The 15,324-nt window shown below is 33.7% G+C and carries 13 protein-coding genes (1 of these 13 only partly in view); 1 reads left to right on the forward strand and 12 read right to left on the reverse strand.

Features of this window, described 5'->3' with window-relative positions:
• The 3 genes from ACE939_RS02380 to ACE939_RS02390 form a co-directional block, all read right to left on the reverse strand.
• Window positions 1–1,559, reverse strand: partial view of a DNA polymerase III subunit alpha gene (locus ACE939_RS02380; RefSeq protein ID WP_378187180.1) — the 5' portion only. The gene continues 1,402 nt to the left of window position 1, outside the view; only the first 1,559 of its 2,961 coding nucleotides appear in the window; the start codon lies at window positions 1,557–1,559; the stop codon falls past the left edge of the window.
• An 87-nt stretch (window positions 1,560–1,646) separates the two neighbouring features.
• Window positions 1,647–2,858, reverse strand: coding sequence for a DNA polymerase IV (gene dinB / locus ACE939_RS02385; protein ID WP_378187181.1), 1,212 nt, complete (start codon window positions 2,856–2,858; stop codon window positions 1,647–1,649).
• Between the two features lie 153 nt (window positions 2,859–3,011).
• A complete protein-coding gene (locus ACE939_RS02390) occupies window positions 3,012–3,821 on the reverse strand; it encodes a hypothetical protein (RefSeq protein WP_378187182.1) in 810 nt (269 codons plus the stop codon).
• Window positions 3,822–4,068: 247 nt separating this feature from the next.
• Here ACE939_RS02390 and ACE939_RS02395 point away from each other — a divergent pair, with 247 nt between their 5' ends.
• Window positions 4,069–4,578 (forward strand): DinB family protein, encoded by a 510-nt coding sequence (locus tag ACE939_RS02395; protein ID WP_378187183.1) that lies wholly within the window; start codon window positions 4,069–4,071, stop codon window positions 4,576–4,578.
• 2 nt (window positions 4,579–4,580) lie between these two features.
• Here ACE939_RS02395 and ACE939_RS02400 read toward each other — a convergent pair whose 3' ends face one another.
• From ACE939_RS02400 to ACE939_RS02440, 9 genes are all read right to left on the reverse strand, one after another.
• Entirely contained in the window at window positions 4,581–4,817 is a 237-nt protein-coding gene (locus ACE939_RS02400; RefSeq protein WP_378187184.1) for a DUF6095 family protein, read from the reverse strand.
• Complete coding sequence (murQ, locus tag ACE939_RS02405; RefSeq protein ID WP_378187185.1) at window positions 4,795–5,619, reverse strand: N-acetylmuramic acid 6-phosphate etherase; 825 nt, start codon at window positions 5,617–5,619, stop codon at window positions 4,795–4,797. Before murQ ends, ACE939_RS02400 begins: the two co-directional genes overlap by 23 nt.
• A 25-nt stretch (window positions 5,620–5,644) precedes the next feature.
• Window positions 5,645–6,526, reverse strand: coding sequence for a DUF4249 family protein (locus ACE939_RS02410; RefSeq protein ID WP_378187186.1), 882 nt, complete (start codon window positions 6,524–6,526; stop codon window positions 5,645–5,647).
• 4 nt (window positions 6,527–6,530) lie between these two features.
• Window positions 6,531–8,906 (reverse strand): carboxypeptidase-like regulatory domain-containing protein, encoded by a 2,376-nt coding sequence (locus tag ACE939_RS02415; protein WP_378187187.1) that lies wholly within the window; start codon window positions 8,904–8,906, stop codon window positions 6,531–6,533.
• Window positions 8,907–9,078: 172 nt separating this feature from the next.
• Entirely contained in the window at window positions 9,079–11,304 is a 2,226-nt protein-coding gene (locus ACE939_RS02420; protein ID WP_378187188.1) for an NADP-dependent isocitrate dehydrogenase, read from the reverse strand.
• Window positions 11,305–12,180: 876 nt separating this feature from the next.
• Entirely contained in the window at window positions 12,181–12,531 is a 351-nt protein-coding gene (gene rplS / locus ACE939_RS02425; RefSeq protein WP_378187189.1) for a 50S ribosomal protein L19, read from the reverse strand.
• Between the two features lie 136 nt (window positions 12,532–12,667).
• Window positions 12,668–13,345, reverse strand: a complete 678-nt coding sequence (gene trmD, locus ACE939_RS02430) for a tRNA (guanosine(37)-N1)-methyltransferase TrmD (protein ID WP_378187190.1) — start codon at window positions 13,343–13,345, stop codon at window positions 12,668–12,670.
• 57 nt (window positions 13,346–13,402) lie between these two features.
• A complete protein-coding gene (locus ACE939_RS02435; RefSeq protein WP_378187191.1) occupies window positions 13,403–14,026 on the reverse strand; it encodes a tRNA (guanine-N1)-methyltransferase in 624 nt (207 codons plus the stop codon).
• Between the two features lie 176 nt (window positions 14,027–14,202).
• Entirely contained in the window at window positions 14,203–15,303 is a 1,101-nt protein-coding gene (locus ACE939_RS02440) for a DUF748 domain-containing protein (RefSeq protein WP_378187192.1), read from the reverse strand.
• Window positions 15,304–15,324: the final 21 nt, after the last annotated feature.

A 15,324-nucleotide genomic window follows, 5' to 3' on the forward strand; every position in this document is an offset into this window, starting at 1 on the left:
AAATCTTTGATATTATGAATATCGATTGGAGGATGATCAGGTTGGTTGTATTTAATAATATTAAGAGCGTCTTTTATTTTTGCCAAACCTCGTTGTCCTAAGATATCAAATTTATACAATCCTAAATCTTCTGCAATGAGCATATCGTACTGTACGGTAGGGAATCCTTTGGGGGGTAAGTTTGTAGCAGAATAATAGTGTAATGGAGCATCACTAATTAAAATTCCGCTAGAGTGTATACTTACATAGTTAGGCATACCTTCTATAAGCTTGCCGTACAATAGAACTAGTTTGCTAATATGATCTAAATCATTAGGTTGATATGCGCCTGTACTCAATTTATCAATTTCGAATTTGGGTAAACCAAACACCTTACCTAATTCTCTAACAACACCTTTGTATTGAAAAGTGATATAGGTTCCCATAAGTGCTACATTATCAAAGGTGTCAAAGATAAATTGGGTGATGTCCTGTCGGTCTTTCCAAGAGAAATCAATATCAAAGTCTGGTGGACTGGTACGATGGGTGTTTATAAAGCGCTCAAAGTATAGATCTAACTCTATAGGATCTACATCTGTAATTCTCAATATATAGGCTACAATGCTATTAGCACCACTACCGCGACCTACATAATAATAGCCTTTTTGCCTAGCATAGGTAATGATTCTCCAATTAATTAAGAAATAGGACACAAATTGCATTTGAGTGATCATTTTGAGTTCTTTTTCTATTCTATCGAGTACTTGCTTATCAGGCTTCTTATAGCGATATGCGAGTCCTTCTTGGCAAAGCTTTTGTAACAATATTTGATCTTTTTGTAGATCACCAGTATAAGTACGTTGATTCAAGGATGGTTTATTTTTTGAGAAGTTGAAATCAATACTACAAGATTTAATAAGTGTTTGGGTATTTTTAAGTATATGTTTAAAGTCACTGTATTTTTCTACCAAAGTATCAAGGGGTATCATTTTTTCTGAAAAACAGGCTTGTTGTTTAATAGGAAGTTTGCTAAGCAGTACATTATTATCGATTGCACGTAAGAGGCGATGCGCGTTAAAGTCTTTTTTAGATCTAAAAGTTACTGGCTGTAGTACGACGAGTTTATGGGTATGTATTCTTATTTTAGAAAACTTTAGTTTGTTTATATCTTTGATCGCGATACCTATATATTCATGTGGATCAAAGTTTTGTTTGTTAAGTTTATGTGCTTGCTCAAAAGGATAAATAATATATGCATTGTTAAATGTAGGGGCTTGTGAAGGGAAATCAAGTTTGTAGTGTAGGTGATGAGATAAGTAGTCATTAAGTTCTTTATAACCTTCATTATTTTTAGCAATACCTATATACAGTGGTTGGTGGTGGTTTCTAAAATCAATTCCTACTACAGGTTGAATTCCATTTTCTTTGGCTTTACGTACAAAATTAAGGCAACCTGAGGTGTTGTTAATATCGGTTAAAGCTATATGATTTACTTTATTTTCTTTGGCTAATTCTAATAAAGCAGTTTCAGAAAAAGTTCCGAATCGCAAACTGAAGTAGGAGTGACAATTGAGGTACATAATTTGGTGTTCTTAATGAGCGTGAGGGATAGTAGCAAGCTACCATGTAGCGCGTATAGCCTGACCCAAAGGGACACGCCCAATTAATTATTGTTTTCTATGAGCCAAGACAATAGGGGGTTGACCATTAAATGGATTTTGCATACGACCAATAGTTTTTGATCCCATTGCTACTGCTCGAATCACACTACGATCTCCGTATTGACTCCTGATGTGATCTAGGGCCTTATAGAGATTAAGTTGTTTTTCATCATCTTCGAATAAGTTAATTTGATAGTTACCATTGACTAAATGACTAAATCTAATCCCGATTAGACGAACGAGTAACCGTTTTTGATATAGTTTTTCAAAAAGTTCAATAATTTTAGGGATAAGTAAATGATCTGCGCTGGTATAGGGGATTTTGAGTTGTTTTGAATAGGTATTAAAATCGGAGTAGCGAATTTTAACGGTTATGCAGGCGGTCAACTTGTTACCGCGACGTAATTGATAGGCTAAATTTTCTGTCATGGCTATCAGCAAATTTTTTAATTTGTATACATCGATAGTATCTTTATCAAAAGTACGCTCTGTCGATATAGATTTACGCTCTGAAAACGCTATAACGGGTGTATCATCTATGCCATTGGCGCGTTTCCAGATAGTATAACCATTAGCTCCCAGAACACGCTTCATAACATCTACAGGCATGTCTTGAATTGTTTTTACATATTTGACTCCTAGGCCTCTAAGGGTTTGATATGTTTTATCACCAACCATAGGTATTTTTTTTATGGACAAGGGAGCCAAAAAAGGCTTTTCTGTGCCAAAATTTATCATTAATTGACTGTTAGGTTTTGCTTCATTGGTTGCTACTTTTGATACTACTTTATTAGTAGAGAGACCAAAAGAAATGGGGAGTCCTGTTTCTGCTATTACTTTTTGTCGAAGTTCTTTGGCGTAATCGAAACAACCAAAAAATCGATCCATCCCTGACAAGTCTGCATAGAATTCATCAATGCTAGATTTTTCAAGTACAGGTACTTGTTCTTTAATTATTTCGGTAACGATGTTAGAATAGTTACTGTAGGTTCCTGCATTCCCTTTAATAACTACAGCCTCGGGACATAGTTCTTTTGCAGTTTTCATAGGCATACCAGAATGTACACCAAAAGTACGAGTCTCGTAGCTACAGGCTGCTACAACGCCTCGATCACTTATTCCTCCTACTAATAGAGGTTTGTGCTGTAGCGAACTGTTTATAAGTCGCTCAACAGATACATAAAATGTGTCTAAATCAAGATGTAGAATTGTTCTCAAATTTTACTTATTGGAATTATTCCAAAATTATGGAATTATTCCAATAAGTAGCTACATTTATTTAAAAAGTTATGCACAAAAAAACGGTATCTTGTACAAGATACCGTTTTAAAAAAATTCTATTTTGGGGCTACAAAATAAAATTAAGTCATATTAATTTTCGGCATTACCAGCAAATTGTTTCATTGCGGTGCGCGTAAGTTCTTTTGCTTGGTCTACGTAGAAATTTTTGGTATCATCAAGTGTTTCATTTTCGAGATCACTTTGACTACGTAAATAATCTTTTTGTGCTTGAAAAGTAGCATCTTCATTAAGTACAATACTTAATTCTTGTAGTGCAGCTTCTAATTTTTTAAGAGCTAGCTCGGCTTTAGCTTTTATTACAGTCTGTTGTTTTAGCTCTGCGGCACGTTTAGCTTCAAACGCTGCTTTTAATTTATTTTGTTCGGCAATTTGTTGTTCTAATTTTTGTTGTTCTAAATTAAGTTGCCGTCTTTTTTCTTCTAATTCTTGTTGTTTTTGCTCAACTTCTTGACTGGCTTCGGCAATAGCAGCCTCTTTTGCTTCAACTGGATTCTGGGCAACAGCATTTTTACTGTCGACACTACATTTTGTCAATTGTTCTAATAATGTAGATCCAAGCTCTTTTGCACGTTTAACATAAAAACGACTACGCTCATATGTATCCTGTTCTAATGCACTTTCTAAATCAACAGTTGCTTGATAGGCAGTTTCATTAGCTTCACTACATTCACATTGTGCGGCTAGATCTTCTGCTTTTCTAAAAGATTCTATAGCTTTGTCTGCGTATTCTTGTGTATGAAATACATTATTAGCACCATGTGCTTTTTTTGCATGTGCAAATGCATAACTGGCCGCAGTTAATGCGTCTTCATGTAAATTTTGTGCATTGACTTGTAAGATGAAACAAGATAGTAATAAGATCGAAACGATTCCTTTCATTTGTAAAAAAGCTTTTTTATGAATTACAAATATATAATATTTTTACATTAAAGGCTAAATTTTTTACCTTTTATCGATTAATATTGTATTTTATCCATGATTTTGTGGTTTAACCTTAGTTCAAAGTGATCTATTCCTTACTTGAATTTTCAGAAGATATTTAATGAATTTTGTGTGATTTTAACTTTATAGTTACTAGATAATATCAATTTTATGAGTTTAATATGTATCTTAGGCATAGTTTTATATGAAAAAAGCACTAATACATTCTATTAATTCTACATTAGAGCAAGCAATTTTTTTGCTCGATATTATTGATGTAGACGTTTATAACCAAACTTCTGTAGGACCTTATTATTCTAGTATTGGAAGTCACATTCGTCATATATTGGACTTTTTTGATTGTATTAAAAGTGGATTAGATGATAGTATTATAGATCTAACTGCTCGAAAGCGTGATGTAAGGATAGCTGTTGATCCAGAAGCCGCACATCAAGGTATACGTTCGATTCAACATACGCTAACATCTTATATTGGTACTAATACAGATTATCTACTTCATGTAACTGATGATATGGGACATGGCAAGGTTACGGTTAATTATACATTAGAAAGTATTTTGGCTCATGCTAATAGCCATGCGTTACATCATTATGCAATTATAGGTTATATAATGAATTCTATGGGTATTACGTATGAAATTCCTGGTTTTGGGTATAACCCAAGCACGCCTATATCAAAACGCAGTGGTATTTGAATTCATTTTTTCTTACCAAAGAAAGCATCCATCATGGTTTTTATACCAATGAATCCCATGGTAATTGCAAATATAGCACCGATTATACCTAGGCATATTATAGGAATATACATAGGATGTTCCTGATTTTTAAAAGCAGAGTGAATAACAACTGGACTAATAAACATGAATATAAATGCAATAGCGATGCGCTGTACTCCTTTAGCTAAAAGATCTTTATTTGTTTTTTGAGGTTTCATAAGAAGTTATAGCGGTGCGTACATTTCCATATTTATTGAGTAGTATAGTAGCTTCATTTCTTTCAATAGCTAATTCTTCCATCACCATTCGAATACCACGATCCACAAGTTTGTCGTTGCTAAGCTGCATATCTACCATTTTATTTCCTTTAATATGACCCAATTGAATCATGACTGCCGTAGAAATCATATTGAGCACTAGTTTTTGAGCAGTTCCAGCTTTCATGCGAGAACTTCCTGTAACAAACTCTGGCCCAACCGTTACAACAATAGGATACTGTGCTGTAGTAGCTAAAGGACTTTTTTCATTACACGTAATGCACGCGGTAGTAATTTGATGGGTATTACATGCTTGCAAGGCAGCAATAACATAGGGTGTAGTACCAGAAGCTGCAATACCTATAACTACATCTTTTGAAGTAATTTTATGTTTCTTTAGATCTTTCCATCCTTGTTCTTTATCATCCTCGGCAAACTCAACAGCTTCTCTAATAGCTGTATCACCCCCAGCAATGAGTCCGATTACTAAATCTTGGGTCACACCAAAAGTGGGCGGACATTCACTCGCGTCTACAACGCCGAGGCGACCACTCGTTCCTGCACCTAAATAAAAAAGGCGACCTCCATTTTTGAGTTTACTCACTATAATATTTACCGTCTGCTCAATATATGGTATTGCTTTTTCTACTGCGTTAGGAACTGTTTTATCCTCTTTATTGATCGAAGATAACAGTTGATTTACGCTCATTTTTTCTAGAGCATTATAGTTTGATTCTTGTTCTGTAGTTTTTGTAAACGTCATAATCTTAAAAATACAAATTTATCAACTAGGGAGTAACGACTGTATAGGATAATCTATAAGCTTGAGCAATATGAAAGTATCCTAAGGCTCTTAGATCAGTTTTATTAGCATTTTTAATGTTCCCTCTCAAATTTACAGGTGGTGTTGGAAATGGACCTCCTCCTGGATCACTTTGATCAATTAGGATTTCGGCATAGTTAAAATACTGCTCATCTATTCCAAGTATTGAAATATTTAGTTCTTGATTGGGTTTTAGGTCATCATAATAAAAAGGATACTCAAAGGTTTGACCATCATAAAAACGATCTTCATTTACAGTATATTCATTAAATCCAAAATCAAAAAAGTAATAATCCTCTCTATCCTTTACATCTGTGAAAACTGCAAAAATTTCAGTTTCTTCTCCATCTATAAAATTACCATCTCCCTGCTTTATCTCATCAATAGGTACCGTCGGAATTAAATTAGCAGTAGCAATATAGGTCTCATCATTATAAATTACGGTTAATTCATAGGATCTATTAAACTGTGGAATAAATTGGTCTTGTTGATTAGGAATAAACGTACCGGGTACTTGAGATTCTGTATAAAGAATACGTGTTTGATCTGTTTGGTCAGTTATATAAACTGTAGCATTAGACACCGCAGGAACATCTTGAGCAAAAAATGGAGCGGATAATGATAATTTTATTGCATTATCTACTTGTACTGGCTCTTCATCTGTATAGACTCTAAAAGAAGCGTCCACAACTAATGTTGGAGTTCCTACAGGAGTGTCAATATCCACAACATCTTCACAACCAGTGATGCATACTATTCCTATTAATAGGATTGAAACTTTTAGTGCGATTTGAGGCATAGATCGCTTTTTTATAAATGCCATGATAGTTTTTATTGAAATAATCATAGGATTAAAATTTAAAATTATAAGTAATAGCAGGTACTATACCAAAAATAGATGTTTGTATGGCTTCATTTCTTTGAGTATCGGTATTTTGACTAAAACTAATGGAAGCAGCATTTTTCCTATTATAGGCGTTATAAATACTGAAAACCCATTCACCTTGCCAACGTCTATCTTTATTCTTTTTTGGTGTTAAAGTAGCAGATAGATCTAAACGATGATATGCTGGTAGTCGTTCACTATTACGAAGTCCATCGTAAATAGGAACTGCTAAATCCTGATAGGTAAATTGCCCACTCGGATAGTTTGTGGGTTGACCAGTTTGAAAAATAAAATTAGCAGCAAATTTCCATTTTTGGTTATGTTCGTAACTTGTATTGATAGAAAAATCATGGGTTTTATCATAGGGTGTATTGTACCAGTCACCATTATTTATACCTGTCTCTATAGATGTTCTACCCGGCGTACGCTGCTCTGATTTTGAAAGCGTATAGGCAAACCATCCTTTAAATCTGCCCAAGTTTTTACGTAAAAGAAATTCAAGTCCGTATGCTCTAGCCTCGCCATTTAATATTTCTTGTTCAATAGCATTGTTGGCAATAAGATTTGCACCGTCTATGTAATCAATGCGATTTTCTATATCCTTATAAAATATTTCGGTTTCCAGAGAATATGCGTTGTCCTTAAAGCTTTTGAAAAAACCCAAAGCATATTGATTTAATTTTTGAGGTTTTACATATTTACCACTTGGTGTCCATACATCTAGTGGAGTAGGAGCATTGGTATTTGATAGTAAATGCAAGTATTGCGTCATACGATTATAACTAGCTTTTACTGAAGTATTATCGTTAAAGGCAAAAGATAAAGCTACTCTTGGTTCTAGATTTGTAAAAGTTTCTATTTGATCACTTCTCTTATAAGTAGTTATGCCTATTGGGTCTGCACCATTGTAATTTTGTGTAACAGGATCATAGGTTACTGGATTGTCATCACTATATTCATTTAACTCATCTTGACCAAGTCGAACAAAATTACTTAATCGCAATCCATATTGCATTGTAAGTTTATTTGATATTTTGTGCTCTGCATCAATATAGACAGCAAACTCGTTAGCATATTTATCAATAAGTTTTTCTTCGGTAATACCAGAGTCTTCTCGATTAGGCTTTATCTCCCCAGGATTAAAACGGTAATAAATATTATTTATACCATAGTTGAGTTGAAAATTATTACCAATATAATGTTTTAAGTCGTATTTAAGATTAAAATTACGAATCCCAGAGTTCCATTTAAATCCTACAAAATCTAATTCTAAACCATAAAAGTAATCTGAGTAAATTAAGGATAAGTTAGAAAATAATTTTTCAGAAAAAAGATGGTTCCATCTTAGATTAAGAACAGAGTTCCCGTATACATTTTTAAAGCTATCATTTAGATTAAAAACATCGCGTCCAAAATATCCAGATAGATACAGGCTATTATTGTCGTCAATTTTATAATTAAGCTTAGTATTTAAATCATAGAAGTATGCTGTATTATCTATATCAAATAACGGAAGAAATAAGTGTGCATAGGATGATCTACCACCAACAAGAAAAGCTCCTTTATCTTTTACAATAGGACCTTCGGCGAGGATTCTACTAGCAACAAGGCCGACTCCTCCATTCATTTGAAATTTTTTACTATTTCCTTCTTTTTGATAAATATCTAAAACAGAAGATACCCGACCTCCATATTTTGCAGGTATCCCTCCTTTGTATAATTTTAAATCTTTAATAGCATCAGGATTAAAAACTGAGAAGAACCCAAAAAGATGTGAAGAATTAAAGATTGTAGCTTCATCGAGCAGAATTAAATTTTGATCAGCTGCGCCACCACGAACATTAAATCCAGAAGCTCCTTCGCCACCACTAGTTACTCCGGGTAAAAGTAATATAGATTTTATAACATCTGCTTCACCCAGCACTACAGGGATTTGTTTGATTGTACCTGCAGATAACTTATTGACGCTCATCTGAGGGTTTTTAATATTGATTCGTTCTACATCTTCTGTTATAATAACTTCGTCTAGCATCTCTGAAGCTTCTTCTAATTGGAAATCAATTTTTTGATTCTCAGAAAGTATAAGTGTTTGAATAATATCCTGAAAACCTAAATAGCTAACCTGTAATTGATAGGTTCCAGCTGGTAGCGTTATAGAGTAAAACCCATATTCGTTGGTAACCACACCCTTTGAAATTTCGGGAAATAAGACATTAACACCAATAAGTGTTTCATTACTTGACTGCTCAGAAATTACTCCGCTCAACGTGAATTTTTCTTGACTGTATAGTGTATTTTGAAAGAGTATGAGTAGGACACTGGCTATGAATATTTTTTTCAAAAGAAATAGGTTAGAAGGGTTATACAATTGATAGACGCTCGATATGAAGAGATGTTACAAGTAAGAATTCAATATAAATGTCTTAGTATACTAAAGCTAGTATACCTACTGTAATTTTATCATTGAAATTATAAAGCCTGCAGATTGTGCAGGCTTTATAGTGTAATACAAGTTAATTGTTTATAATACTATTAAGCGTTTTACTAGGACGCATCGCATTAGATACTTTTTTGGGATTAGGCCAATAATACCCACCCATATCCACTGGGTTTCCTTGAGCCTTGTTAAGTTCATCGATAATAGTCTCTTCATTATCTTCTAGTTGCTTAGCTAATGCGCTAAACTCGGATTTAAGTTCAGCGTTTTTTGACTGCTCGGCCAGAGCTTGTGCCCAGTATAGAGCTAAATAAAAATGACTTCCTCGGTTGTCAAGTTCGTTAACTTTTCTAGATGGTGATTTTTTATTATCGAGAAATTTAATAGTTGCTTGATCCAAAGTATCTGCCAAAATAATGGCCTTAGAATTCTTATTCTTTTCACCCAAGTGTTCTAATGAAACTGCTAAGGCTAAAAATTCTCCTAGCGAATCCCAACGTAAGTGACCTTCTTTATTAAATTGTTGTACATGTTTTGGTGCAGAACCACCTGCACCTGTCTCAAATAGACCCCCACCATTCATTAACGGAACAATGGAAAGCATTTTTGCACTTGTACCTAATTCCAAAATAGGAAATAAGTCGGTATTATAATCTCTTAAAACGTTTCCAGTTACAGAAATCGTATCCTTCCCATCTTTCATGCGTGCTAGTGTATAACGCGTAGCTTTTACAGGAGACATAATTTGAATGTCTAACCCTGTAGTATCATGATCTTTTAAATATGTGTGAACCTTTTTGATCAATTGCGCATCATGAGCTCTGTTTTCATCTAACCAGAAAATTGCTGGTGTGTTGGAAGCCTTCGCTCTAGTAACGGCTAGTTTTACCCAATCAAGAATAGGCGCATCTTTTGTTTGACACATTCTCCAAATATCACCTTCTTCTACTTCATGTTCTATAAGAATGTCTCCCGCTGCATTTACCACGCGAACAATACCATCTCCTTGGATTTCAAAGGTTTTGTCATGTGAGCCATATTCTTCTGCTTTTTGTGCCATTAGTCCAACATTAGGAACTGTTCCCATCGTGGTAGGATCAAAAGCTCCATGCTCCTTACAAAAATCAATAGTTTCTTGATAGATCCCCGCGTAACTACTATCTGGAATCACTGCTTTTGTATCTTGAGTTTTACCATTAGCATCCCACATTTGTCCCGAAGTACGAATCATGGCAGGCATCGAGGCATCAATAATAATGTCACTAGGAACATGTAAATTTGTGATACCTTCGTCAGAATTTACCATGGCAATACCTGGACGTTCCTTATAAACAGCAGCGATATCAGCTTCAATTTCTTTTCTTTTTGCTTCTGGTAGTTTTTTAATTTTAGCAAGAAGATCACCAAAACCATTATTAACTTCAACATTTAGCTCATCAATAATAGCAGCATGTTTTTCGAATACATCTTTAAAAAATACCGTAACAGCGTGACCAAAAATAATAGGGTCTGAGACTTTCATCATGGTAGCTTTCATGTGTAAAGAAAACAGCACATTTTTATCCTTAGCATCATTTATTTCATGTTCCAAAAATTTAATTAATGCTACCTTATTAAGCACAGTTGCGTCAATTACTTCGTCTGCTAATAGGGGCGTACTTTTTTTAAGCACAGTTGCATTGCCATTGTCATCTATAAACTCAATTTTAACATCATCGGCTTTGGATACAACTACTGATTTTTCATTGTGAAAAAAATCTCCACTAGTCATTGTAGCGACATGAGATTTTGAGTTCTTATCCCATGCACCCATGCTATGTGGGTTCTTACGGGCATATTGCTTGACAGGCTTAGGTGCTCTACGATCTGAGTTTCCTTCTCTTAATACAGGGTTTACGGCACTACCTTTAATCTTGTCGTAGATTTGCTTAATTTCTTTTTCTGTATCGTTTTTAGGTTCTTCGGGATAATTAGGTACCGCGTAGCCTTGTAATTGTAGTTCTAAAATTGCAGCTTTAAGTTGGGGAATGGACGCGCTAATATTAGGAAGTTTTATAATATTTGCTTGCGGTTTTTTTACAAGCTCACCTAGTTCTGAGAGTGCATCTAACTGTTTTTGATTGTCTTTAAGCGATCCTGAGAAATTTGCTAATATTCTTGCTGCCAAGGATATGTCTTTTGTCTCAACATTAATACCAGCGGTTTTAGTGAACTTTTGAACAAGTGGTAAAAATGAATAAGTTGCCAGCGCAGGAGCTTCATCTGTTAGGGTATATACAATTTTGGAATTTTCAATTGCCATTTTTTGAACGTGTTTAAATGTTTATACGTATTTAGAAATGAATTCATTTCTAAGGTTTACTTGTGCACATTAAAGTGCTGTGGTTTCTGAGAACTATTTCATAAGTGTTTTAACCACTTAGTTTTAAAAGAATAAACAATCAAAATAAATATTGATATGAAATGATTTTCCGAGCGCGAATATACAAATCTAAGCAGGCAATTGCAACCCCTCAGTTTGATTTGTGAATTGAACTAGAATATTGAGAAGTAGTGGTAAAAGTGATTTTAAATTAAAAAGCCATATCAAAATATTTAATTTTGACATGGCTTTCATCCGTAAATCTTTAGTGTTAGCCTTTTAAGAGCTATTAAATAAGAGCGTAAGCTGCTTATAACAAAAAAAGAGTTTACGGTTTTGAATGTTTTGTAATTAATTCTAGATCAATTAAGAAACCATTCAAAAAACAACTATCAAAAGTTTTTACCATACTTATAAAGAATATGTATGAGTAAAGTGACGATGATAGTCAAAGTGTTTCTTTAAAATAAGATTATTGACAAAACTTTATTTTTTCCTTTGAGTTTCATTTTGAAATGATTTTAAGCTATGGTCCTAAAATTATTTCAAGGATGTACGCAAAAAAATAACTTTAGTTTTTATAGAATAATCTTAGTAATAAAGTTACTTAAAATGTTCTAAGAACATTATAAAGAGAAAATCAGGAAATCCTAGTGTCATTCCATGGCTCTTCATTTATATAAAAATAGGAAATTTTATTAGAATTACACTATATGTAGTTAATTAGTTTTCAACATGTTATAAACTTATGGTATTAACAATTGTTCATAAAAAAAGCGGTCAATAGACCGCTTTTTATCATATATAGAGGGTTGATTATCTTCTTCTCTCTGTAATTCTTGCTTTTTTACCAGTAAGTTCTCTAAAATAGAAAATACGAGCTCTACGAACTTTACCTCGTTTGTTTACTTCAATTTTTTGAAGCGCTGGTAAATTTAATGGGAAGATACGCTCAACTCCAATAGTTCCAGACATTTTACGAATTGTAAATGTTTCTGTAGCGCCAGAACCTCTTCGTTGAATTACTACGCCTCTAAAAAACTGAGTACGTGATTTTTCTCCTTCTTTAATTTCGTAATACACAGTAATTGTGTCACCAGCTGCAAAATCTGGCATTTCTTTTTTGGTTACAAATTCGTCCTGTACGAACTTTACTAAATCTTCCATTTTGATATAGTTTTCTTTATTAATGTTAAAACAACATTCGCGATTTTCGCCAGAGGTTATTTAAAACAGGGTGCAAAAATAAGTAATATTTGATAATATGCAAGTTATTGAGTAAAATAACTTTAGTGATGTTTAGTTAGTCATTAAGTAGATCAGGTCTTCGTTCTTTAGTTCTTTGGTAGGCTTGTTCTTCTCTCCAAGTTTCGATTTTTGGAAAATTTCCAGATGTTAATATTTCAGGAACTTTCCAACCTTTATATTCTGCAGGTCTTGTGTAGATAGGAGGAGCAAGCAAGTTATCTTGAAAAGAATCGGTTAGGGCAGAGGTTTCATTACCGAGTACTCCTGGGATTAAACGAATTATAGCATCACATAAAATTAAGGCACCTAATTCACCTCCCGATAATACATAGTCTCCTATAGAGATCTCTCGTGTTATAAAATGGTCTCTTACACGTTGGTCAACACCTTTGTAATGGCCACAAAGTATAATGATATTTTTGACTAGTGACAATTGATTGGCGCTACCTTGATTTAATGTTTCACCATCGGGTGTCATGTAAATTACTTCGTCGTATTCACGATCGGCTTTTAACGCAGTAATACACTTGTCAATTGGTTCTATCATCATTACCATACCAGCACCACCTCCAAATTGATAGTCATCAATTTGTTTATAATTATCGGTAACGTAATCTCTGAGATTATGAAAGTTCACCTCTACAAGTCCTTTTTCAATCGATCGCTTCATAATTGAAGCTTCAAAAGGGCTTTTAAGCAACTCTGGTACAACTGTGATAATATCAATACGCATCCTTATATTATTTTGATAAATGACAGCAAAGATGCGAAGAATATTGAGAAAAAAGGGTTAATTAGCTCCTGTTTTGCGTTGTTTATTTAGCTCATCTTGTAATTTGCGCATAACTTTTTGTTCTCGTTCTAAAGCTCTACGACGATGATCTTCAAATTCGGCTTCTGTCTCTGCCAAATTTTTCTTAGCTTCCAAAGTTACTGCATTACTGTTCTTAAATTTGAATATAAAAAATCCGAGAAGCGCTAAGATGACTGCTACAATAGCCCACATCATTGTTTTGTAGCTTGCTTTTGTCATGTTTACACCCAAAAAATTCATAGTATCTTTCTCTTCGGTAATCGAAACTAGATTTTGATTAGTAGCACTAAGATTTTGCTGTAGCTCGTTAATTTTACTTTCTTGATCTGATATGCGTTGATTCGAGGTGGTTAGACGATTTTCCAGACTTTTAAGAGTATCTAGAGTGTTAGTTTTGAGTTGATCAATCCATACACGTTTAACGACTTTATATTCCTGGTATCTGCCTGATTTTTTTATTACTGTGCTAAATTGTTTTTCAATATTTGCTTGTTTTAGTGCTTGATCAGCAGACATATCTTCTTGTTCTTCTTGAGCAAAAGAATCTTGAAAAAATGATATGGATAGAATTAAAACTAGTAAATACTTAGGTAAAGTCATTGTTGTCTTTTAGTTGAATTATTAATTACGTTCACTAACGATAATAAATATACAATATTGTAAGCTATTACAAACATTTTTAAACAAAAACTAGTATTCAGTTTTTGCCTAGTTTACTCTATTGATTTTTATTTATTTACGAGTTTTTACTTAACTTTTGCTTTTAGATTTTTTCTTTATTTTTTATCTTTAGGACGCTCTGCGTCTTCAAAATCAATGTTCTGGTCAACATCGCCTTTATAGGCTTTTATCCATCCGTTCTTAATAATATTAAAAATTGTTGGCCATACACCAGCTTCCACTTTGTTAAGATCTCCTTCGATAGGAATTCGTGTTGCTATTGTGTTTTGTTTTTGATTTTTCAAAATAAATTTAAAAAACCCTACAAAACCTTCCCATAAGGTACCTAAGAAACTATCTTCTTTTCCTATTAACTTGCTGTTTTTTAACAGTGGTTTTAGGTAGCCTTTGAGGTAACCATCTGCGATGGCTACTTCGCTATATAGTTCAAATTGTCCTTCATTAAAGTCAATGCCAGCATAGTGTTTTGTCATATCATTAAGGGCGGTAGCCTGTGCGTTTTTTAAACGCATATTAATGTCCAAATCAGGAATTTGTTTAAAAATATCCATTTGGCCATCTAGTGAAAAATCACCTTGACCTATGGATACACCATTTGCAGTTATCGTAGAAGGTAGTTTTTTATCTGTTCTTATTACATTTTTTAAATTCTCTGCTATGATCTTAAGTTGGTTGATATGTAAATCAATCTTGGGATTGGTGGATACTTGTACGAACGCTATTTTGCCATCGGTAACTTCAAAATGGTTAATATCAATGGGGACTAGATCGGTGAGTGCTTTGGTCCAGTCTTCAACGTTAGCATCCTCTGCAGAATTTTTTTGTTGGTCTTCAAAAACGTATATAACCTCTGGCTGTAGCATAAAAATTTCACTCACAATTTTACCTTTAAACAGGGATTTCCACTCTATAGAAATATCTGTTTTCGGAAAATTTAAGAAAGGAACTTGACTTTCTGCATTTACTTTATTTAAAAACAGGTTTTCTATGACATAGCCACCTCTCCAGAGTGCAAGATCCACGTCTTCTACTTTACCATAATAACCTGGTATCGCTGCAAGTGTATTATTAATTCTTTGCTCAATATAATACGGTAAAAATAGTCTGATAACAATTAGGAGTATGATAATTACAACAGGTATATAGTTACGTTTTTTCTTAAATTGACTACGCTTTATTGAATCTGTTTTGGTCATTTATATGGATTTTAGCACTGC

Source organism: Aquimarina rhodophyticola (assembly GCF_042434915.1).
Lineage (GTDB): Bacteria > Bacteroidota > Bacteroidia > Flavobacteriales > Flavobacteriaceae > Aquimarina.

Coding starts and splice junctions, on each gene's coding strand:
- ACE939_RS02400 (WP_378187184.1), bottom strand. CDS start 4,817: ATGAAACCTCAAAAAACAAATAAAGATCTTTTAGCTAAAGGAGTACAG.
- ACE939_RS02420 (WP_378187188.1), bottom strand. CDS start 11,304: ATGGCAATTGAAAATTCCAAAATTGTATATACCCTAACAGATGAAGCT.
- ACE939_RS02435 (WP_378187191.1), bottom strand. CDS start 14,026: ATGACTTTACCTAAGTATTTACTAGTTTTAATTCTATCCATATCATTT.
- ACE939_RS02410 (WP_378187186.1), bottom strand. CDS start 6,526: ATGATTATTTCAATAAAAACTATCATGGCATTTATAAAAAAGCGATCT.
- ACE939_RS02390 (WP_378187182.1), bottom strand. CDS start 3,821: ATGAAAGGAATCGTTTCGATCTTATTACTATCTTGTTTCATCTTACAA.
- murQ (WP_378187185.1), bottom strand. CDS start 5,619: ATGACGTTTACAAAAACTACAGAACAAGAATCAAACTATAATGCTCTA.
- ACE939_RS02440 (WP_378187192.1), bottom strand. CDS start 15,303: ATGACCAAAACAGATTCAATAAAGCGTAGTCAATTTAAGAAAAAACGT.
- ACE939_RS02395 (WP_378187183.1), top strand. CDS start 4,069: ATGAAAAAAGCACTAATACATTCTATTAATTCTACATTAGAGCAAGCA.
- rplS (WP_378187189.1), bottom strand. CDS start 12,531: ATGGAAGATTTAGTAAAGTTCGTACAGGACGAATTTGTAACCAAAAAA.
- trmD (WP_378187190.1), bottom strand. CDS start 13,345: ATGCGTATTGATATTATCACAGTTGTACCAGAGTTGCTTAAAAGCCCT.